Annotated in this window: 20 protein-coding genes and 1 riboswitch; of the genes, 7 read left to right on the forward strand and 13 right to left on the reverse strand. The window is 70.9% G+C overall.

The window, feature by feature from the left end; all coding sequences use genetic code 11:
• Window positions 1–430: 430 nt before the first annotated feature.
• From ACZ55U_RS30445 to def, 4 genes are all read left to right on the forward strand, one after another.
• Complete coding sequence (locus ACZ55U_RS30445) at window positions 431–1831, forward strand: HD-GYP domain-containing protein (RefSeq protein WP_465531179.1); 1401 nt, start codon at window positions 431–433, stop codon at window positions 1829–1831.
• 119 nt (window positions 1832–1950) lie between these two features.
• Window positions 1951–3288, forward strand: coding sequence for an HD-GYP domain-containing protein (locus ACZ55U_RS30450; protein WP_465531181.1), 1338 nt, complete (start codon window positions 1951–1953; stop codon window positions 3286–3288).
• Between the two features lie 290 nt (window positions 3289–3578).
• On the forward strand, window positions 3579–4571 hold the full coding sequence (locus ACZ55U_RS30455; protein WP_465531183.1) for a tetratricopeptide repeat protein: 993 nt from the start codon (window positions 3579–3581) through the stop codon (window positions 4569–4571).
• Between the two features lie 44 nt (window positions 4572–4615).
• Window positions 4616–5263, forward strand: a complete 648-nt coding sequence (gene def / locus ACZ55U_RS30460) for a peptide deformylase (RefSeq protein WP_465531185.1) — start codon at window positions 4616–4618, stop codon at window positions 5261–5263.
• 91 nt (window positions 5264–5354) lie between these two features.
• Here the strand turns inward: def and ACZ55U_RS30465 are convergent, their stop codons facing one another.
• The 11 genes from ACZ55U_RS30465 to ACZ55U_RS30515 form a co-directional block, all read right to left on the reverse strand.
• On the reverse strand, window positions 5355–6338 hold the full coding sequence (locus ACZ55U_RS30465) for an NAD-dependent epimerase/dehydratase family protein (RefSeq protein ID WP_465531188.1): 984 nt from the start codon (window positions 6336–6338) through the stop codon (window positions 5355–5357).
• A gap of 112 nt (window positions 6339–6450) precedes the next feature.
• Window positions 6451–7275 carry a PaaX family transcriptional regulator C-terminal domain-containing protein gene (locus tag ACZ55U_RS30470; RefSeq protein WP_465531190.1) on the reverse strand — a complete coding sequence of 275 codons (825 nt, stop codon included), beginning with the start codon at window positions 7273–7275 and terminating at the stop codon, window positions 6451–6453.
• Window positions 7276–7355: 80 nt separating this feature from the next.
• On the reverse strand, window positions 7356–7847 hold the full coding sequence (locus ACZ55U_RS30475) for a YqeB family protein (protein ID WP_465531192.1): 492 nt from the start codon (window positions 7845–7847) through the stop codon (window positions 7356–7358).
• 64 nt (window positions 7848–7911) lie between these two features.
• A complete protein-coding gene (locus ACZ55U_RS30480) occupies window positions 7912–8310 on the reverse strand; it encodes a hypothetical protein (protein WP_465531194.1) in 399 nt (132 codons plus the stop codon).
• A gap of 78 nt (window positions 8311–8388) precedes the next feature.
• The gene (locus ACZ55U_RS30485; RefSeq protein WP_465531196.1) at window positions 8389–8631 is read right to left on the reverse strand and encodes a DUF397 domain-containing protein; all 243 of its coding nucleotides are present in this window, start codon (window positions 8629–8631) and stop codon (window positions 8389–8391) included.
• Between the two features lie 86 nt (window positions 8632–8717).
• Window positions 8718–8954, reverse strand: a complete 237-nt coding sequence (locus ACZ55U_RS30490) for a hypothetical protein (RefSeq protein WP_465531198.1) — start codon at window positions 8952–8954, stop codon at window positions 8718–8720.
• A gap of 92 nt (window positions 8955–9046) precedes the next feature.
• On the reverse strand, window positions 9047–9889 hold the full coding sequence (locus tag ACZ55U_RS30495; protein WP_465531200.1) for a helix-turn-helix domain-containing protein: 843 nt from the start codon (window positions 9887–9889) through the stop codon (window positions 9047–9049).
• Window positions 9886–10398 (reverse strand): DUF6879 family protein, encoded by a 513-nt coding sequence (locus tag ACZ55U_RS30500; protein ID WP_465531202.1) that lies wholly within the window; start codon window positions 10396–10398, stop codon window positions 9886–9888. Before ACZ55U_RS30500 ends, ACZ55U_RS30495 begins: the two co-directional genes overlap by 4 nt.
• Complete coding sequence (locus ACZ55U_RS30505) at window positions 10382–10591, reverse strand: hypothetical protein (RefSeq protein ID WP_380728965.1); 210 nt, start codon at window positions 10589–10591, stop codon at window positions 10382–10384. Before ACZ55U_RS30505 ends, ACZ55U_RS30500 begins: the two co-directional genes overlap by 17 nt.
• Before the next feature lie 186 nt (window positions 10592–10777).
• Window positions 10778–11050, reverse strand: a complete 273-nt coding sequence (locus ACZ55U_RS30510; RefSeq protein ID WP_465531204.1) for a hypothetical protein — start codon at window positions 11048–11050, stop codon at window positions 10778–10780.
• Complete coding sequence (locus ACZ55U_RS30515) at window positions 11047–11478, reverse strand: ATP-binding protein (protein ID WP_465531206.1); 432 nt, start codon at window positions 11476–11478, stop codon at window positions 11047–11049. The genes ACZ55U_RS30510 and ACZ55U_RS30515 overlap by 4 nt, the downstream gene beginning before the upstream one ends.
• A 231-nt stretch (window positions 11479–11709) precedes the next feature.
• On the opposite strand from ACZ55U_RS30515, the gene ACZ55U_RS30520 reads away from it, so the two are divergent.
• Both ACZ55U_RS30520 and ACZ55U_RS30525 read left to right on the forward strand, forming a co-directional pair.
• Window positions 11710–12564 (forward strand): helix-turn-helix domain-containing protein, encoded by an 855-nt coding sequence (locus tag ACZ55U_RS30520; protein WP_465531208.1) that lies wholly within the window; start codon window positions 11710–11712, stop codon window positions 12562–12564.
• Window positions 12565–12593: 29 nt separating this feature from the next.
• Complete coding sequence (locus ACZ55U_RS30525) at window positions 12594–12803, forward strand: DUF397 domain-containing protein (RefSeq protein ID WP_465531210.1); 210 nt, start codon at window positions 12594–12596, stop codon at window positions 12801–12803.
• A gap of 62 nt (window positions 12804–12865) precedes the next feature.
• On the opposite strand, the gene ACZ55U_RS30530 is transcribed toward ACZ55U_RS30525, so the two are convergent.
• Window positions 12866–13885, reverse strand: a complete 1020-nt coding sequence (locus tag ACZ55U_RS30530) for a ribonucleotide-diphosphate reductase subunit beta (RefSeq protein ID WP_396303887.1) — start codon at window positions 13883–13885, stop codon at window positions 12866–12868.
• Window positions 13885–16296, reverse strand: a complete 2412-nt coding sequence (locus ACZ55U_RS30535) for a ribonucleoside-diphosphate reductase subunit alpha (RefSeq protein ID WP_465531278.1) — start codon at window positions 16294–16296, stop codon at window positions 13885–13887. The genes ACZ55U_RS30530 and ACZ55U_RS30535 overlap by 1 nt, the downstream gene beginning before the upstream one ends.
• 193 nt (window positions 16297–16489) lie before the next feature.
• A riboswitch (cobalamin riboswitch) is annotated at window positions 16490–16615 on the reverse strand.
• Between the two features lie 360 nt (window positions 16616–16975).
• Here ACZ55U_RS30535 and ACZ55U_RS30540 point away from each other — a divergent pair.
• Window positions 16976–17947: a hypothetical protein gene (locus tag ACZ55U_RS30540; protein ID WP_465531212.1), complete on the forward strand. Its 972-nt coding sequence runs from the start codon at window positions 16976–16978 to the stop codon at window positions 17945–17947.
• Window positions 17948–18067: the final 120 nt, after the last annotated feature.

An 18067-nucleotide genomic window follows, 5' to 3' on the forward strand; every position in this document is an offset into this window, starting at 1 on the left:
TCCGTCCGTCGTGCCGGGCCTTTGTGCCAGGCCAAGTCGTGTGGGGCGGGTGGGGGGGGGGGGGGGGGGTGGGGGGGGGGGGGGGGGGGGTCGGGGGGGGGGGGGGGGGGGGGGGGGGGGGGGGGGGGGGGGGGGGGGGGGGGGCTTCCCCCCCCCCCCCCCGCTCCCGTTCTGCGCACATGCGCCCTCACTCGTCCGAGTGAGTTGGCGGTGCGCCAACTGCGCCGTTGCGGGATCATGCGTCCCCGCGCCCGGGCGGCGGCCTATTCTCCTGACGGACACTCACCGTCGGTCCGCCCGACGCGCTGAGGCAACACGGGGTCCGTACGGCGGGGAGGTCGAGATCGCTACCGACTGTGGAGGCTCGACCCTGCCGCGAGGGGCGACGCGCTACCTGGTCGCCGTCCCGGTCGCGGCGCTGTGCTGCCTGGTGCCGCTGCTGCCCGCCGCGGCCGTCCCCGGGGTGCCGCGCTGGCTCGGCGCGCCGGTGGACTGGCCGGAGGTCGGGCTGCTGGCCTTCCTGCACGGGTGCTGGGAGTCGCTGGCCCAGGGCCTGCCCACGCCGTGCCTGGTGCTGGTGCGCCGGCTGCTGCGCCGCCCGGCGCTGCCCGAGCGGCCACCCGCCCGGCCCGGGGTGAACGCCTTCTTCCCGGTGCTGTTCGCCGGGGTGCTGATGCTCCCGCCGGCCGCCGCCGCCCTGGTCGCCGCCCCGGCCGCGCTGCTCGGCGGGCCGAGCGGGCGCGGCTGCCGCCCGCGGCAGCTGTTCAACGGCTCCCAGCTCGCGCTGTGCGCCTTCGCCTCCTCGGCCGCCTTCCACCTGCTGCGCGGCCCGCAGCTGCTGCTGGGCTCCCGCTTCCCGGCGGCGCTGCTGCCCGGGTTCGCCGCCGTCGCGGTGTTCTGCCTGGTCAACGGGGCGGTGGTGGGCGTCATGCTGATGCTCAGCGAGGACCGCCGGGCGGTGGTGCTGCTGCGCGGGGCGCGCTCGGTGTGCGGGTTGCCGGTGCTGGTGCACGCGGCCGGCGGGCTGATGGTCGCGGTGCTCTGGCAGGGCCCGTACGGCGCGTTCGCGGCGCTGCTGGCGCTGCTGCCGCTGTCCATCTCCGCCTGGGTGTTCGCCCAGGGCCAGCGCGAGCGGGACGCCCACCAGGCCACCGTGCAGTCGCTGGTGCAGGCCGTGGAGATCAAGGACTCCTACACACGGGGCCACAGCGAACGGGTCGGCCGGGCCTCGGTGCTGATCGCCACTCAGCTCGGGATGGAGGCGGAGCGGCTGCGCACCCTGCGCTTCGCCGGGATCCTGCACGACGTCGGCAAGCTGGGGGTGGCCACCGAGCTGCTGCGCAGAAACGGTCCCCTGACCGAGGCGGAGCGCCGGGCGGTGGAGATCCACCCGGTGTACGGGTACGAGCTGGTCCGCGGGATCGACTTCCTGCGCGAGGCGCACGCCGGGATCCTGCACCACCACGAGCGGATGGACGGCCGGGGCTACCCGAGCGGGCTGACCGGCGAGCGGATCCCCGAGTTCGCCCGGATCATCTCGGTCGCCGACGCCTTCGACTCGATGACCTCCACCCGCTCCTACCGGCGCGGGCGCCCGGTCGGCGAGGCGGTCGCCGAACTGGAGCGCTGCTCGGGCAGCCAGTTCGACCCGGTGATGGTGCGGGCGCTGATCGAGGCGCTGGCCGAGCACGACTGGCAGCCGGTGGTGCACCCCGAGGACTCCATCGAGGCGGTGCCGGACATCCCGCTCGGGGTGCCCGAACCCGTCCGGGCGGCGCCGGGCCGGGTGCCGCCCCAGAGCGGGAGCGTCCCCGCGGCCGGGCAGCCGTGAGGGCCCCCGGGCACGCGGGCTCCGGCCGGACGGCGTCGGGGGACGCGGCGCCCGGCGGTGCGGTCCCGGGTGGTGCGCTCCCGGGCGGTGCGGTCCCGGGTGGGGAGGTGCTGGGGCGCGTGCTCTTCGGCCGCACGCCCGGCGGGCGCACCGCGCGCGCGGTGCACGCGGCAGCCGCCGCGCTGCTGGCGCTCGCGCTGGGCGCGGTCGCGGTGCGCGGGCTCCCGGAGCCCCGGGTCGCACTGGCGTTCACCGCGCTGATCGCGGTCGGCGAATGCGTCCGGATCACCCTTCCGGGCGATCGGGAACAGGCGCCCATCGGCGCGGCCGGCGCGCTGGCGTACGCCCTGCTCGGCCCGCTGCGCGGGGTGCCGACCGCGCACGGCACGCTCCAGGTGGTCGCCGTGACCGGCGCAGGCCTGCTGCTGGGCCGGCTGGCCTGCCTCGTCCTGCCGTGCCGCGTCCTGCCGGGCGCCCCGGACGAGCGCCCGCACCGCCGTCCGCCCTGGGCCGACCCGGCCCGCCGCGACGGCGCCGCCCGCCGACTGCTCGCCGTCGGCTTCGCGGCCGCCGTCTTCCAGCCGCTCTACAACGGCGGCGCCGTCGACCGCTTCTCGCCCCAGGGCCCGGGCTACGGGGCGTTCCTGACCGCCGTCGCCGCGCTGGCCGCGCTCTGCGACGCGACCCTCGCGGCGCTGCTGCGCCGCTCCGGCGGCGGGCCGCGGTTCCCGGCGGCGCTGGAGGACGAGCTGCGCTCGCTGTTCGGCATCGGCTCGGCGATCGTCGCCACCGGGATGCTGGTCAGCCTCGCGGCCGGCGAGGTCGGCCTGTGGGCGCTGCCGCTGTTCTGCGCCCCGTTGCTGCTCGCCCAGGTGTCCTTCCGGCGGGCGGCCGCGGTCCGGGCCACCACCGGACAGACCATCGCCAGCCTCGCCCGGGCCACCGAGGTGGCCGGTTACACCCCGCACGGCCACGCGCGCCGGGTCGCGGACACGGCGTGCGCGCTGGGGCGCGAGCTGGGGCTGGGCACCCGCGAGCTCGCCCTGTTGGAGTACGCCGCGCTGATGCACGACGTCGGCCAGCTCTCCCTGGTCGAGCCGGTGCCGGACGGCGCCACCGCGCTGCTGCCCTGCGCGGAGCAACAGCGGATCGCCCGGCTGGGCAGCGAGGTGATCAGCCGCACCGGGGTGCCCCGGCAGGTCGCCGAGCAGGTCGCCCGACTGGCCGATCCCTGCACCGCTCCCGCGCCCGGCGAGGGTCCGGTGCCGCTGGCGTCCCGGATCATCCGGGTCGCCAACGCCCACGACGACCTGCTCACGGCGGCCCGCCGCCGGGGGCTCGGCGAGGCGGTCGGGCGGCTGGAGGCGCTGGAGGTGCTGCGGCTGGGCCGCGGCCGGGTCTACGACGCCCGCGTGGTGGACGCCCTGGCCCGGGTCGGCGGGCCGGGCCGGGGCTGACCGGCCGGTGTCCGGCCGGGCGGGGTCCGGCCGGGCGGCACGGGGAGCGGGGCCGAGGGCCCCTGGGAGGCCGGGCCGCGGCCGTCAGGGGTTGAGAGGGCACGATCGGGCGGGCAGGCTGGGGAGGGGCGGGCCCCAACCTCGGCGGTGGGGAGCGCGGGCGGGGGCGGGCGTGGTTGGATGCGGTCGTAGCGTGGAACACCGACCCGGGGCCCCGGGTCCGTACCTCACCGAGGCGGTACGGGCACGGTGGCACGGGACTTGAGCGGACGACGACGGCAGGGACGAACGTGAGGATCTTCCACCGGGCACGGCACCGGCCGTCCGCCACCTGGCGGCAGACGACCGACCGGGCCTTCACGCTGATCGGCGACGGCCGCTACGAGGACGCCGGCGCGCTGCTGGTGATGGCCGCCGACCTGGAGCCGTGGCTCTCCGACTCCTGGTTCAACCTCGCCCTGCTGCACAAGTTCCGCCGGGACTGGGAGCAGGCCCGCTCGGCCGGTCTGCGCGCCGTCGCCCTGCTGGAGCGCGAGCACGGCGCCCCGGACTGGTGGAACCTCGGCATCACCGCCACCGCCCTCCAGGACTGGCCGCTGGCGCGCCGCGCCTGGCAGGCCTACGGACTCAAGCTGCCCGGCGGCCCCGGCGCGCAGCAGGAGGGCCCGGTCAGCCTGGACCTCGGCACCACCCCGGTGCGGCTCTCCCCGGACGGCGAGTCCGAGGTGGTCTGGGGGCGGCGGCTGGACCCGGCCCGGATCGAGGTGCTGTCCATCCCGCTGCCCTCCTCCGGCCGGCGCTGGGGCGAGGTGGTGCTGCACGACGGCGCCCCGCACGGCGAGCGGGTCACCGACGGAGTCGCCTACCCGGTGTTCGACGAGATCGAGCTGTGGGCGCCCTCCCCGGTGCCGACCTACGTGGTGCTGCTCCAGGCCGCCACCGCCGGGGACCGGGACGCGCTGGAGCGGCTGGTCGCCGACGCCGGCTACGCCGCCGAGGACTGGACCTCCTCGGTGCGGCTGCTGTGCCGCGCCTGCTCGGAGAGCCGGATGGCCTCCGACGACGGCGTCGCCGCCCACCACGACCCGCACGACGACGGGGACGCCGCCCACCCCGGCCACCTCAGCCACCTCAGCCAGGGCGGCGCGGCCGGGATGTCCTGGCTGGTCGAACGCGAGTGCGGGATCGCCGCCCCGGCCCACCTGGTGCGCACCCTGCTGGACCGCTGGGTCGTGGCGGCTCCGGGAACCCGGGCTTACCGGGATCTCGAAGAAGTGTGCTGAGTACCCTGGTGAGGTAACGCGTAGACCTCAGGAGAGCGGAAGACATGGCGGAGCAGGCCGAGCAGCACGAGCACGATCACGAGCACGAGGTGGAGGGGGCGGCGCCCGAGACGCCCGTGAAGGTGATCGGTGAGGAGCCCGACCTCAGCAAGGGCACCGCGCGCCCGATCACCGTCGTCGGCAACCCGGTGCTGCACCGCGAGGTCAAGGACGTCACCGCCTTCGACGGCGAGCTGTCCGCGCTGATCGACGACATGTTCCAGTCCATGTACGCCGCCGAGGGCGTCGGCCTCGCCGCCAACCAGATCGGCGTCGACCTCAAGGTCTTCGTCTACGACTGCCCGGACGACGACGGCGTGCGCCACATCGGCCACGTGATCAACCCGAAGCTGGAGGAGTACCCGGCCGACCGCCGCCGGGTGCTCGACGACGGCAACGAGGGCTGCCTCTCCGTCCCCACCGCCTACGCCGAGCTGGCCCGCCCGGACTACGCCTCGGTCACCGGTGTCGACAAGGACGGCAAGCCGATCCGGGTCGAGGGCACCGGCTTCTTCGCCCGCTGCCTGCAGCACGAGACCGACCACCTCTACGGCACCCTCTACATCGACAAGCTGTCGAAGCGGGACCGCAAGGATGCCCTGCGGCAGATGGCCGAGGGCACCCCGAAGTACGCGACGGTGCCGAACGTGTAAGGCGCGCGGCCGGCGGACGGCGAGGGCCGGTGCGGACCACCCGCACCGGCCCTCGCCGCGTCAGGATTCGCGGTGGCCGGGATTCGCCGCGTCAGGATTCGCCGTGCTGGCCGACGGAGAAGATGGTCGGGCTGCCGGGGAGTTCGGGGTTCGGGCCGAGGCGTTCGGCCAGGTCGCGCACGCCCTCGGCCAGGGTGATCGCCGGCTGGTACCCCAGGCCCTGGAGCTTGGAGATGTCGCCGACCAGCCGGTAGGTGTCGTCCTCGATCTCCGGGATCACGCTGACCTCGGGGGTGACGCCGGTGACCCGCCCGATCTCCTCGACGAGGCCGCGCATCGAGACCTCCGTGCCGGAGCCGATGTTGAACACCTCGCCGGGTTCGGCGCGGTCGGCGATCGTCAGCAACCCCTGGACCAGGTCGGTGACGTGGACGAAGTCGCGGGTCTTGCGGTCGATGTCGCCCACGATCTGGATGGGCCGGTGGTTGAGGTGCCAGCGCAGGAAGCGGCCGACCTCGACCATCGCCTCGTGCGGGTTCTCCCCGGGCCCGTAGACGCAGAAGGGGCGGCCGACCACCACCGGCAGGCCGCAGGCGCGGTGGAGGGCGAGACAGGTGATCTCGCCGCTGAGCTTGGACGCGCCGTAGGGCACGAAGGGGCGGGTCGGGTGGTCCTCGTCCATGGGGAATTTCCGGGGCGTTCCGTACACGGAGGCGGACGAGACGTAGACCATCCGGCTGACGGAGGCCTTGAGGAGGGCCTCGGCGAAGATCAGTGTGCCGAGCGCGTTGATTTCGAAGTCGAGGCGCGGTTGCGTCACCGACAGGGTGCCGTTCGCGTTCGCGGCGACGTGGAAGACCAGGTCCGCGTCGTCCACGGCATCGGCGATGGCGTCGACCTCGCGGATGTCCAGCAGGTGCAGGGTGGCCCCGGGCGGGGTGGCGATGCTCGTCGCCGTCCGGGCGTTGTCGATGATGGCCACCTCTTTGCCCAGAATGAGAAGGGCGTTGGTCAGGTGTCTTCCGACGAATCCCAATCCGCCCGACACCAATACTTTCTTGTATGATTCGAGCATATTATTGATATATCATTCCTCGAATGCATTCGCGATCCGGGAATTCTTTATCGCGTCCGTCCGGGTGAATACTGGCGAAGCAGGTTTGTTCAGGTCTCAGGGTCTCAGGGCCTCAGGGCCGCGGGTCGAAGGCGCGGAAGAGCGAGAGATCCGGGGTGCGGCCGCGGATCTCGGCCCAGGCCTCGCCGAAGTCGCGCCGGATCCGGGACGGGGGCCAGGGGGTGGGCCGCAGCTCCGGGGGGAGGAGGGGGTCGCGCTCCAGGGCGTGGGTGAAGGCCTCGGCCAGGCGCAGCCCGGTGGCGACGAGCTCGACGGAACCGCGCTCGGGGCCCAGGGGCTCCTCGGCGAGCGCGTCGGCGAGGGGCCGGTAGGCCTCGACCGTCTCGGCCGGGGGCCAGAGGAGCGCCGCGGTGGAAGCGGGATCGGTGAAGCCGGGGCCGGTCAGGCGGGTGGCCTCGGCGGTGATCAGGTAGGTGCCGACGGTCTCTTCCGAGACCTCCTCGGCGAGTTCGTCGAGGAGGTCGTGCGGGCTCACGTAGGCGCCGGGGGCGAGCGGGACGGCGCCGAGCCTGGTCAGCGCGGTGCGGAGGGCGTCGCGTTCCGACCGGCGGCGCTCGGGCACAGAGAAGGTGGAGAGGCGCCAGAGTCCGTCCCAGGGGGCGAGGCCGGCGTCCTGGGCGTAGGCGAGCGCGATGAACCGGGCGTCCGCGTCCGAGCGGAGCCGCCCGGCGTCGGTCAGCACCAGGCGGCCCTTGCGGCCCCGTCCCTCCTGCCGCAGGACGCCCGCGGCCTCCAGTCGGCGGACGGCGAGCCGCACCGGCTGGTCCGACAATCCGACCGCAGCGGCGACGTCGTAGACGTAGTCGAGCGCGGCCGTGCCCTGCGGATCGAAGCAGGCCTCGACGACCGTTCGCGGCGCGGCTTGGAATTCGGACACGGGAGACCTCGGTTCTCGATCACGCGGCCCCGGGGCTCCGGGGCGTCCGGCCAATGTGCCACACGGGGCGCACGGGGAGGTCAGGCGCCTTCCCAGGGATAGCCGTGGCGGCGGAAGGCCAAGGCGATGACCGACTTCTTGCCTTCGACGTCGTCGTCGAACAGGACGCGTCCGAGCGGCGACTCGATCCGGACCTTGCCGCCGTGCTTGAAGACGCCGCCGACCTGGTCGCGGGTGATCAGGCGGCTGTCGTCGCCTTCGATGATCGTGATGCTCTCGTCCGAGATGCGCAGGGTGGCGGCGTGGTAGGTGAGGAAGAGCCCGAACAGGAGGCCGGCGGCGGCGAGCACCAGCGGGCGGCCGATCACCATGGCCGGGGAGGTGAACGAGCCGAGGAACTTCACGGTGTCCGCGTAGGGGATCGGGTGCCTGGCGGCGAACTGGAGGAGCCACGGGACGGCGAAGCCGAGGCCGGCGCCGACCGTGCCGCAGAAGATCCAGACGACCGCTTTGGTGCCGAGGGGCATCCGGATCTCGGTCACGGTGGGGTGGACGCCAGTTTCTTTCGTCATGAATACGACCGTAGCATTCATGATAGTTTCCGGCGACTCGGCGCGCACCGACGGTCAGGGCCGTTCAGTCGCGGGCGGCCGGGCAAGGGAGGTCCGGCCAGGCCCTGTTGGGGCAGACGATCGCGTAGTGGCCGGACCAGCGGCTGTCGGAGACCCAGCGGGACCACACCGCGTCGAGGCCCTGGTTCAGTTGGGCGGTCGTGTGCCGCCGGCGGGTGGGGAGCGGTAGCCAGGTGTCGCCGTCGGGGGTGTGCCGGGTGTAGCGGCTCGCCAACCACTCGGTCGCTTCGGCGGCGGTCTCCCAGGTGCCCCGGATCTGGGCGGCGGGCCGGAGCAGCCACCAGCCGGTCATGAGGGGCGGGAGGTCCGAGAGCCTGAAGCCGCCGCCCTCGACCGGGCGGCGCTCCGATTCCTTCGCCAACAGCCGGCCGTCACCGGCCCATTCGTAGCCGTGGAAGTGCAACGGTGGTGCTCCTCGGGCGCGTTGGTGCCCCCGGCCGCCCGCAGCGGAGGGCGGGCGGCCGGGGTGGTGCGGGGGGTGTCAGACGGACAGGCCGAACCGCGCCGGGTCGATCCCGGCGCGGGTCAGCTCCTCGGTGGTGAACAGCAGGGGCCCGCGGTCGGGACGCTTGCTGTCACCGAGGGCGAACACGCCGGGCGCCTGCGGCACGGCGCCGAGGGTCACGCACGACTCGCCGTCGTCGCCCCCGCCCTGGTTGCCGCCGCACGCGCGGGTGAGCTCGACCTGGGAGAGGTCGAGTTCGTACAGGTTGTGATCGGTCATCGCCTGCACCTTTCGGTGTCGCTTCGGGGCGGCGAGGAGCGGCCCCGCCCCGCCCAGGACTTGGGCGGAAGAAGAAGGGGTGAAGGTCAACGCCACAGATCGATACGGGTGGTGAGCTGGTCGGCCGGCACCTGCCGAGGGGGAGCGTCCGGCTCGAACAGGGGCCGGACCAGCGCTCGGCCGTTCTGAGCGCCGACGATTTCGACCAGGCGCCCGGTCGTCAGGTCCTTGCGGATCGGATTGTTGTCCACCAGCTCCATGAGTTCCGCGTGGGTGCGGCGGCGCGGGGTGCTGGTCGGCTCTGCGCATTTCGCGGTGGGCATGGAGGGCTCCCGTGCTCTGGGCTTCTCAGTCGAATCACCAGGCTAGGCGCGACCGTCGATTACTTCCATGCCCATGCGCGTAGATGCATAAATTACCGGGACGGGCTGCGGAATTCATCGGACCATCGTTCGAGAAGGTTTCTCATCTCCGCGCCAAAGACGGCGTATCCCTCCATGGCTGAGTAGGCGTTCAGATGTATTTCCACGTCTTTCGGGTCCCGGAGTGCCAAAATTCCACTGGTTGTTTCGATGGTGACGAGGGAGGTGTCATAGACGGTGAAGGTGTCCATCGGCGCTACAGGCATGAGGCCCCTCAAGGGGATCACGCCGATTCGCACATTCGGAAGTCTCGAAACAGAGGAGAGGTGATCGATCTGAACCGCCATGGCCGGCGCAGGGATCAACGGCCACCTGACCGCCATCTCTGACAGTAGGAATGTGAATTTCTTGCCGGTGTCGTAGAGAACTTCCTGGCGGCTCAGTTTCCGTGTGATGAGCCGGCTCTGGTCACCTTGGAGATGGGCAAGGCTGGCCTTGATGTACTCGGGTGTCGAGAGAAGCCCGGTGAGCATCGACAGCAGGAAGAACCTGAACTCGGTAGACGATGATTCCAAGCTGGCAAGTTCTTGCTGCTTATGGTGGAGCCCCTTCCGTCGAAGCCTGCGGAGACCTTGCCAGTCCGTGCTGGCCAGACGGGCAAGTTCGGTGACTGATGCCAGTATCTCCGGAGGGGCCTTCAAGGCTCGTAGGATCTGTTCGACGTCAACCAGGGTGGCCGGGCTTTTTCCGTTCTCAATCCTGGAAATTTTGGACTGAGACATGTTGCAGCGCGCAGCGAGCCGGGCTCCAGAGAGCCCGGCTCGCTGCCGCAATTCTTTCAGTGTCGCAGCCAGTTCCTGTTTGGAGTGGCCCAGCTGCTCGGGATGGAGCGTCACGAGCTGACATACTCCAGGAACGGAACCGATTCCGAAACGGCGATCCGCTGATACTCGATGTATGGTGCAGGGTCGCCGTCGGCAAGTTGGCGGCTAATCTGAGTTCCATCCGCCCGGTAGTTCATAAGGACAACCTTGGATTTGTCGAACATCCAAAAATCCTGAACAGCCTGGAGCGGGTTTTCCCGGCCTGTGACGTCAAGGATGCGGATTTCTTCGCCAGCCCTCACGTGGTGCCGGTAGTAGTACTCGAACTCGAACCGGAGGTAGTCAGAGAGCGGGCGGGTAACGATATGAACGCGGCCGATAATCTTCCCTTCGGCCGTCCACTGCGCCACCTCGTCCATCCACCCCGATGTGTAGTCATCGGGTGAGCTTTCGCCGGCCAGGAACCGCGAGAGTTTCTCCGCTTCCTGTGGCATGGCGTAGGCGGGGAGTGTTTCGAGGCGCCACGCCTCCGATTGCACGGAATCGAAGCACTGATTCCAGGCGTCACCAGCCAAGAGCACGGACGGCCTCCTTCAGGACACTCTCGGGGATCTCGACCAGGCCCTCTCCGGCAGGAGGGGTGAAGACGTTCGACAGGTCGCCCTGAACCACGAACGATCCCCTCTCCGTGCGGTAGATGTTGGGGCAGTCTTTCTCCCCGCACTCGCCGCTTCCGTTGCCCGTGAGACGAGTGAGTGCTTCGCGTCCAGTCATGTGAAGTCTCCTTGTTTCGGGCCACTTTGACTAACCTGTGACCAAGTTAGGGGCGTGGGCAGCGCGCCGTCCATGCACGGACGCGACTATGCGCGTCATTGACTAAGGATCTCGAGGTGCAGCGTCAAGGGCGGGCGGTCTTGACTGCCTCCGCCCGGCGTGAACGCCGGGCGGAGGCAGGGGAGTTCAGGGCTGCCGGGTGGTGATGGTGATCGGGTGGGCGGTCCAGTCGGTCATCGCGCCGACGTAGAGGGTGGTGCTCCAGGTGCCGCAGCGGGTGAGGTGGTTGGCGATGCTCCCGCCGCTGCCGGGGCCGATGAGGAGCCGGATGAAGTCGCGGTGGGCCTCGCGGACGGGGAGGTCGCGCACCCGCTGCCAGAGGACGGGGAGGGCGTGGTCGACGCTCGGGAAGTCGGTGGGGGGCATGATGCCGGCGATCTTGGCGCGGACGGTGCTCACGCGGCGGCCGCCTCGGGGGAGATGTGGCACCAGACGAACTTCCCGACGCCGCCCTCGCGCGGGCACCAGCCCCAGCTCTCGGCCAACTCCTGGACGAGGAGCAAGCCTCGGCCGGTCTCGGAGGTGGGGGAGGGGGTGTCGGGCGTGGGCTTCTCGCTGTCGGTGTCGTGCACCTCGATGCGGAGGGTGTCGTCCGGGGAGAGGGTGAAGCGGACGAGGATCAGGTGGTTGAGCGGGGCGTGGCAGTGCTGGACGGCGTTGGTGACGAGCTCGCTGACCAGCAACTCGCCGGTGAAGACGAGGAGTTCGCCGGACGGGTGGGGGAGGAGGAAGTCGTGGAGCGCCCAACGGGCGGCGCGGGGCGAGTCGCGACGCCGGGGCAGCCAGCAGCTCCGCTCGGTGGGGATGGGGGAGATGTCTTCAGGCATGGCAGGGCCACCTCTGGAGTGTGCAGGTGAGAGTGACTGAAGAAGGCATGGGGATGCCCGGTGATGAGCCCGCCTCGATCACATTGCGTGGCGACGCTCGCACTCCAGGTAGCATGCACCTGTGTCACTGCAACCTGCAAGTGAATCAACTGCAACGATGCAGAACCGGTGGCGCTAGATTGACGGATCGTCACAAGGCACACTTAACTCGTCTGGTGAAGGGAATCGCGCATGCCTGATGAACCGAAGCCGACTGTCCGCGCCCGTCGGCTTGGCGCGGAGCTTCGCCGGCTTCGCGAAGCTGCGGGCAAGGGAACGGACGATGCGGCGCAGGCACTTGCATGCTCCCGCGCAAAGATCAGCCGCATAGAGACCGGGGCGTCGGGCGTCCGTCGGCTGGACCTGAGGATCCTGCTGGATCTGTACGGGTCGACAGGCAAGGAGCGTGATGCTCTTGAGGTGCTGGCCCGGGACAGCAAGAAGCGCGGTTGGTGGCACGACTACGGTGACACCATTCCGCCGGCATACGCCGACTTCCTCGGGCTTGAAGGGGACGCCCGGTACATCAGTACCTGGCAATCCATGGTTGTGCCCGGCTTGTTGCAGACTGAGCACTACGCACGCGCAGTGTTGGAGGCCAATCCGGCTGCCGTTCGCCCGGAGCGCATCGACCAGCTGGTCGAGATCCGGATGGAACGAAAGGAAGTCCTCTCCAGGGCCGACCCGGCCAGATTCTGGGCGATCATCTGGGAGCCGGCGCTCAGGTGTCCGGTCGGAGGCAGGAAAGCCCAACGGGCACAGCTGGAGCACCTGGCCACAGCCGCTCAAATGCCCAATGTGACCTTGCAGGTGGTGCCGCTGGAGGTTGGTGCGACGGCTGGTGCCTGTGGAGCCTTCGTGATGTTCGGATTCACGGACTCTCCGAACCCAGGAGCGGTCTTCTTGGAGACGCTGACGAGCAGCCATTACATGGAGAACCAGGCAGAGCTGGACGGCTACGGGCTCGTCTTCGAGTACCTTCGGTCGTCGGCCCTGAACCCGGCGAAATCGCTGGATATGATCTCGGCAATTGCAGCTGAGACGTGAATACAAGACCAGACAGGGGTGTGAGCGCGATGGCCGTACCGCAGGTCGCTGCTCGGGACTGGTTCAAGAGCAGCCACAGCGCGCAGGCGAACGACTGCGTGGAGACCAGTCGGCTGGTCCTCGGCGGAATGGCCGTCCGGGACTCAAAGGACCGGCGCGGGCCGGCATTGCTCTTCGCGGCTGATGCCTGGGTCTCGTTCCTCGCCGGGGTCAAGTCCGGGGAGTTTCCGACCGACTGAACCGACAGGGGTGCCCCGCACGGGCTGTGGCCGTGCGGGGCACCCCTGTCGTATCCATCGACCTAGAAGTCGTCGTCGAAGGACACCGATCCCTCGACAGCAACCTGGTACGCCGACACCCGGCGCTCGAAGAAGTTGGTCAGCTCCTGGACGTTCTGGAGCTCCATGAAGCCGAACGGGTTCGTCGACCCGTAGCGGATCGGCAGGCCAAGGCGCGCGAGGCGCTGGTCGGCCACGGCCTCCAGGTACTGCCGCATCGACTCGGTGTTCATGCCGGCCAGACCGTCACCGCACAGGTCCTGGGCGAACTGGAGCTCGGCCTCGACGGCCTCCTCCAGCATCTCCGTGACCTGCTTGGCCATCTCGTCGTCGAAGAGGTCGGGTTCCTCCTCGCGCACGGTGTCCACCACGGACATCGCGAAGTCCATGTGCATGGACTCGTCGCGGAACACCCAGTTCGTCCCGGTCGCCAGACCGTGCAGCAGACCGCGGCTCCGGAACCAGTACACGTAGGCGAACGCGCCGTAGAAGAACAGCCCCTCGACGCACGCCGCGAAGCAGATCAGGTTGAGCAGGAACGCCCGCCTGTCCTCCTTCGTCCGGAGCGAGTCGATGTGGTCGACCGCGTTCATGTACTTGAAGCAGAACTTGGCCTTCTGCGCGATCGACGGGATGTTCTCCACCGCCGCGAACGCCGCCGCGCGGTCCTCCGGGTCGGGCAGGTAGGTGTCCAGCAGCGTCAGGTAGAACTGCACATGGACGGCCTCCTCGAACAGCTGACGCGACAGGTACAGCCGCGCCTCCGGGGAGTTGATGTGCTTGTAGAGGCTCAGCACCACGTTGTTGGAGACGATCGAGTCACCCGTCGCGAAGAACGCGACCAGTCGCCCGATGAGGTGCCGCTCGCCCTCGTTGAGCTTCGCCAGGTCGGCGACGTCCGAGTGCAGGTCCACCTCCTCCACCGTCCAGGTGTTCTTGATGGCGTCCCGGTAACGGTCGTAGAACGACGGGTAGCGCATCGGACGCAGGGTCAGCTCGAAGCCGGGGTCGAGCAGCATCTTGCGGTCTTCGGACTGGGACATCACTGGCAGGCCTCGCAGGACTCGGGGTTCTCCAGGGAGCAGGCGATGGCGGCCTCCTGCTCCGGGGTGAGGGAGGGGGTGTTCACGGGCACCGGCGCGGGCGCCGCCGCACGCGCGGTGCCGGACGCGGCCTGGGCGATGCGGGTGGCCGGGCGCGAACGCAGGTAGTAGGTGGTCTTGAGACCGACCTTCCACGCGTAGGCGTACATCGAGCTGAGCTTGCCGATGGTCGGCGCCGCCATGAACAGGTTCAGGGACTGGCTCTGGTCCAGGTACGGCATCCGGGCCGCGGCCAGGTCGATCAGCGCGCGCTGCGGCAGCTCCCAGGCCGTGCGGTACAGCGAACGCACCTCGGCCGGCAGCCAGTTCAGCTCCTGGACGGAGCCGTTGGCGTCGCGCAGCGCGTCGCGGGTCTGCTGGTCCCAGACGCCGAGCTCCTTGAGCTCGCGCACCAGGTACGGGTTGACCTGGAGGAACTCGCCGGACAGCGTCTCGCGCTTGAACAGGTTGGACACCTGCGGCTCGATGCACTCGTACACACCGGCGATGGACGCGATGGTCGCGGTCGGCGCGATGGCCAGCAGCAGCGAGTTGCGCAGACCGGTGACGGCGATGCGGGCGCGCAGCGCGTCCCACTTCTCGCCCCACTGCGGGGCGGCCGTCGGGAAGTGGTCGATGTGCAGCTCGCCGCGGGCGGCGCGGGTCTCGCCGTACGCCTCGTGGCGGCCGAGCTGCTCGGCCAGGTCGGCGGAGCGCTCGTACGCGGTGAGCATGATGCGCTCGGCGATGAGCGTCGACAGCCGCGCGGCCTCGGGGGAGTCGAAGTCGATCCGCAGCTTGAAGAAGACGTCCTGGAGGCCCATCACGCCGAGGCCGACCGGCCGCCAGCGGGAGTTGGAGGTGCCCGCCTCGGTGGTCGGGTAGAAGTTGATGTCCACCACGCGGTCGAGGAAGGTGACGGCGGTGCGCACGGTGGCGTCCAGCCGCTCCCAGTCCATGGCGTTGATCAGGTCGTCGGCCCGGGCGTCAGCGGCCACGTGGGCGCCGAGGTTGACGGAGCCCAGGTTGCAGACGGCGGTCTCGGAGTCGTCCGTGACCTCCAGGATCTCCGTGCACAGGTTGGAGGAGTGCACGGTGCGGCCCGGCAGCGCGGTCTGGTTGGCGGCGCGGTTGGAGGCGTCCTTGAAGGTCATCCAGCCGTTGCCGGTCTGCGCCAGGGTGCGCATCATGCGGGCGTACAGGGTCTGCGCCGGGATGGTGCGGACGGCCTTGCCGGCCTGCTCGGCCTTGCGGTAGGCCTCGTCGAACTCGGCGCCCCACAGGTCGACCAGCTCGGGCACGTCGGCCGGGGAGAACAGCGACCAGTCCTCGTTGGCGTTGACCCGGCGCATGAACTCGTCCGGGATCCAGTGCGCCAGGTTGAGGTTGTGGGTGCGGCGCGCCTCCTCGCCGGTGTTGTCGCGCAGCTCCAGGAACTCCTCGATGTCGGCGTGCCAGGTCTCCAGGTAGACGCAGGCCGCGCCCTTGCGCCGGCCGCCCTGGTTGACGGCGGCGACCGAGGAGTCGAGGGTGCGCAGGAACGGCACGATGCCGTTGGACTTGCCGTTGGTGCCGCGGATCAGGCTGCCGCGCGAGCGGATGCGCGAGTAGGACAGGCCGATGCCGCCGGCGTGCTTGGAGAGGCGGGCGATCTGCGCGTAGCGGTTGTAGATCGAGTCCAGGTTGTCCAGCGGCGAGTCGAGCAGGTAGCAGCTGGACATCTGGGGGTGCCGGGTGCCGGAGTTGAAGAGCGTCGGCGAGGAGGTCAGGTACTCCAGGCGGCTCATCAGGCCGTACAGCTCGGCGACCTCGCGCACGGACTGCTCGGTGTCGCCGACCGCCAGGCCACAGGCGACGCGGAGCAGGAAGTGCTGCGGGGTCTCGATCACCTTGCGGGTGATCGGGTGGCGCAGCAGGTAGCGGGACTGCACGGTGCGCAGGCCGAAGTACTCGAAGCGGTCGTCGCCCGCGGTGTCGATCAGCGCGTCCAGGGCGGCGGCGTGCTTGGCGACGAAGGCCGCGGTGGTGTCGCCGATCAGGCCCTCGGCGTGGCCGACGGCGATCGAGGCGGAGAAGGAGACCGAGCCCTGGCTGTTCGCCTCGTCGACGATCTCCAGCGCGAGCAGGCGGGCGGCCAGCTTCGAGTACTGCGGGTCCTCGGCGATCATCGACGCGGCGGCGTCCACGGCCAGCCCGCGCAGCTCGGCGAAGTCCGAGCCGGCGTGGCGCCCGCGCAGCGCGGCGGCGGCGACATGGCCGGGGTCGACCTCGGTGAGGTCGGTGCTGCGGTCGGTGAGCAGCCGCAGCAGGGCGCCGCCGGGGTCGGAGACCGTCGGGTCGGTGAAGGCGGTACCGGTGCCCTGGGCGGGCAGGGTGGCTGAGGCGGCGGTGGTCAAGGCGCTCTCTCCTGGCGGCGATCGGCGGCGGTGATCGGGGGGCCGCCGGGCCGATCGGGGCAGGGGAGCACGGCACGAACGCAGGCGGCGTCGCGCGACGGTGACTCCCCGGCCCGCCCGCGAGGCCCGGAGGGGTACTGCTCGTGCTGGCGCGGCCTCTGCGGGAGGGCCGTGGCGCACGCCGTCGGCAGGTACTCGGACTCGCGGTCACGGCTGCTGGAGCCGCCCGCACACCGCTGCGGGGCAGTCCCGGATTCGCACCGGGTTCCCCTGCATCGACAGCAGAAGCGAGCATACATGTAGTGGTGTCTCCCTGAAGCGACCCCAGATGTAGTACGGAGTTGCGTGTCGGGGTGATGACCAGCGGTACCGGAGAGGCGGCTGGGGAAGGCCCCGGGACACCTGGGCGGGCCTCGGAAGCGGGGTGTGGGCGTCCTGGTTTCGATACGGAATGGTCACCGGGACGCTCGGCGGTCAGGAGGATGCCCTACGATCTGGGCGCATGAGCGACGGAACCGGCGCACCCGGGCAAGGGCCGCAGGGAACGCCTCCCGCCGGGCCGGGGGGCGCACAGAGTCAGCAGCCGGTGGCGCCTGGTCCGGTGCCGCCGCCGAGCGGGGGTTTCGGGCCGCCGCCCGCCTCGTACGGACCGGTGATGCCTGCGGCGCAGCCGGTCGCGCAGCCCGTTCCCTCGATGCCGCAGCCGCCGCAGCCGCCGCAGTCGGCTCCGCCGGTCGGGCAGCCGCACCCGCACCCGCAGCCGCTCGGACAGCCCCAGCCGGTGGGACAGCCGCAGCCCCGGCCGCAGTGGCACCTCCAGCAGCCGGTCCCGCCGCAGCGGGTCGAGCCGGACTGGGACGCGCTCGCGGACCGCAACGAGGCCGAGGGCAAGCGCCGTCGGCGGATGAAGGTCATCGGCGTGGTGGCCGCGGTCGCCGTGGTGGGCGGCTTGGCCGCCGGTGGCGTGCTGCTGTTCCGGGGCAAGAAGGACAACGGCACGACGACGGTCTCGTCCACCCAGCCGACCGCACCCGTGAGCGTGTCCGGTTCGCAGGGCGGCCAGCCCGACGACCCGTCGAAGCCGATCTGGGAGGCCGCCAGCGACCCGGCGCCGCAGGACGCGGGCGCGCTGTTCTCCGCGCTCCAGGTGACCATCAACGGCGCCACCTGGAACCGGGTCGTGGTGGCGCTGGACTCGCCCTGCTGGGACGGCAACTCCACGACCGGCGGGCTGGGCAAGGTGCTCGGAGACCAGGGGTGCCAGCAGGTGCTCCGGGCGACGTACGTCTCCGGCGACAGCGCGGTCACCGTCGGCGTGGCGGTCTTCGACCACAAGATCCAGGCCGAGACCGCGCTGAAGAACTTCACCGGCCAGCTCAAGGGCGCGCCCGCCCCCGGATCGCCGGCGTTCTGTGCCGGCGCCGGCTGCACCGGCACGCACAACAGCCTGGGCCGGTACGACTACTTCACGGTCGAGGGTTCGGCCAAGGGCGGCAACGGCCCCGACGCCACGGCGACCGCCGCCGCCGCCGGGTTCGCCGAGCACGTGAAGGGGCAACTGCTCAAGCGCGCCAAGGCGGCGTCCTCGGCCGCGCCCGGTGTCCAGGGCACCCCGCCGGCGGGCTGACCCGTCGTGACACCCCGGTCCCGGCGGGTCCTTCGCGGGGACCGGGGGAGTGTGGCAGGCTCTCGGACAGTCATTTCGCATGCGTGTTCCGGTTGCGTCCGTGGGGGGCGGCGCCGGCGA

The sequence above is a fragment of the Kitasatospora sp. NPDC034533 genome (assembly GCF_055575155.1).

Bases quoted from the DNA above. Each gene is read 5' to 3' on its own strand.
- ACZ55U_RS30525 (WP_465531210.1), top strand. From the start codon at position 12,594: ATGGCCGTACCGCAGGTCGCTGCTCGGGACTGGTTCAAGAGCAGCCAC.
- def (WP_465531185.1), top strand. From the start codon at position 4,616: ATGGCGGAGCAGGCCGAGCAGCACGAGCACGATCACGAGCACGAGGTG.
- ACZ55U_RS30490 (WP_465531198.1), bottom strand. From the start codon at position 8,954: ATGCCCACCGCGAAATGCGCAGAGCCGACCAGCACCCCGCGCCGCCGC.
- ACZ55U_RS30485 (WP_465531196.1), bottom strand. From the start codon at position 8,631: ATGACCGATCACAACCTGTACGAACTCGACCTCTCCCAGGTCGAGCTC.
- ACZ55U_RS30520 (WP_465531208.1), top strand. From the start codon at position 11,710: ATGCCTGATGAACCGAAGCCGACTGTCCGCGCCCGTCGGCTTGGCGCG.
- ACZ55U_RS30505 (WP_380728965.1), bottom strand. From the start codon at position 10,591: ATGACTGGACGCGAAGCACTCACTCGTCTCACGGGCAACGGAAGCGGC.
- ACZ55U_RS30540 (WP_465531212.1), top strand. From the start codon at position 16,976: ATGCCTGCGGCGCAGCCGGTCGCGCAGCCCGTTCCCTCGATGCCGCAG.
- ACZ55U_RS30515 (WP_465531206.1), bottom strand. From the start codon at position 11,478: ATGCCTGAAGACATCTCCCCCATCCCCACCGAGCGGAGCTGCTGGCTG.
- ACZ55U_RS30475 (WP_465531192.1), bottom strand. From the start codon at position 7,847: ATGACGAAAGAAACTGGCGTCCACCCCACCGTGACCGAGATCCGGATG.
- ACZ55U_RS30530 (WP_396303887.1), bottom strand. From the start codon at position 13,885: ATGTCCCAGTCCGAAGACCGCAAGATGCTGCTCGACCCCGGCTTCGAG.
- ACZ55U_RS30465 (WP_465531188.1), bottom strand. From the start codon at position 6,338: ATGCTCGAATCATACAAGAAAGTATTGGTGTCGGGCGGATTGGGATTC.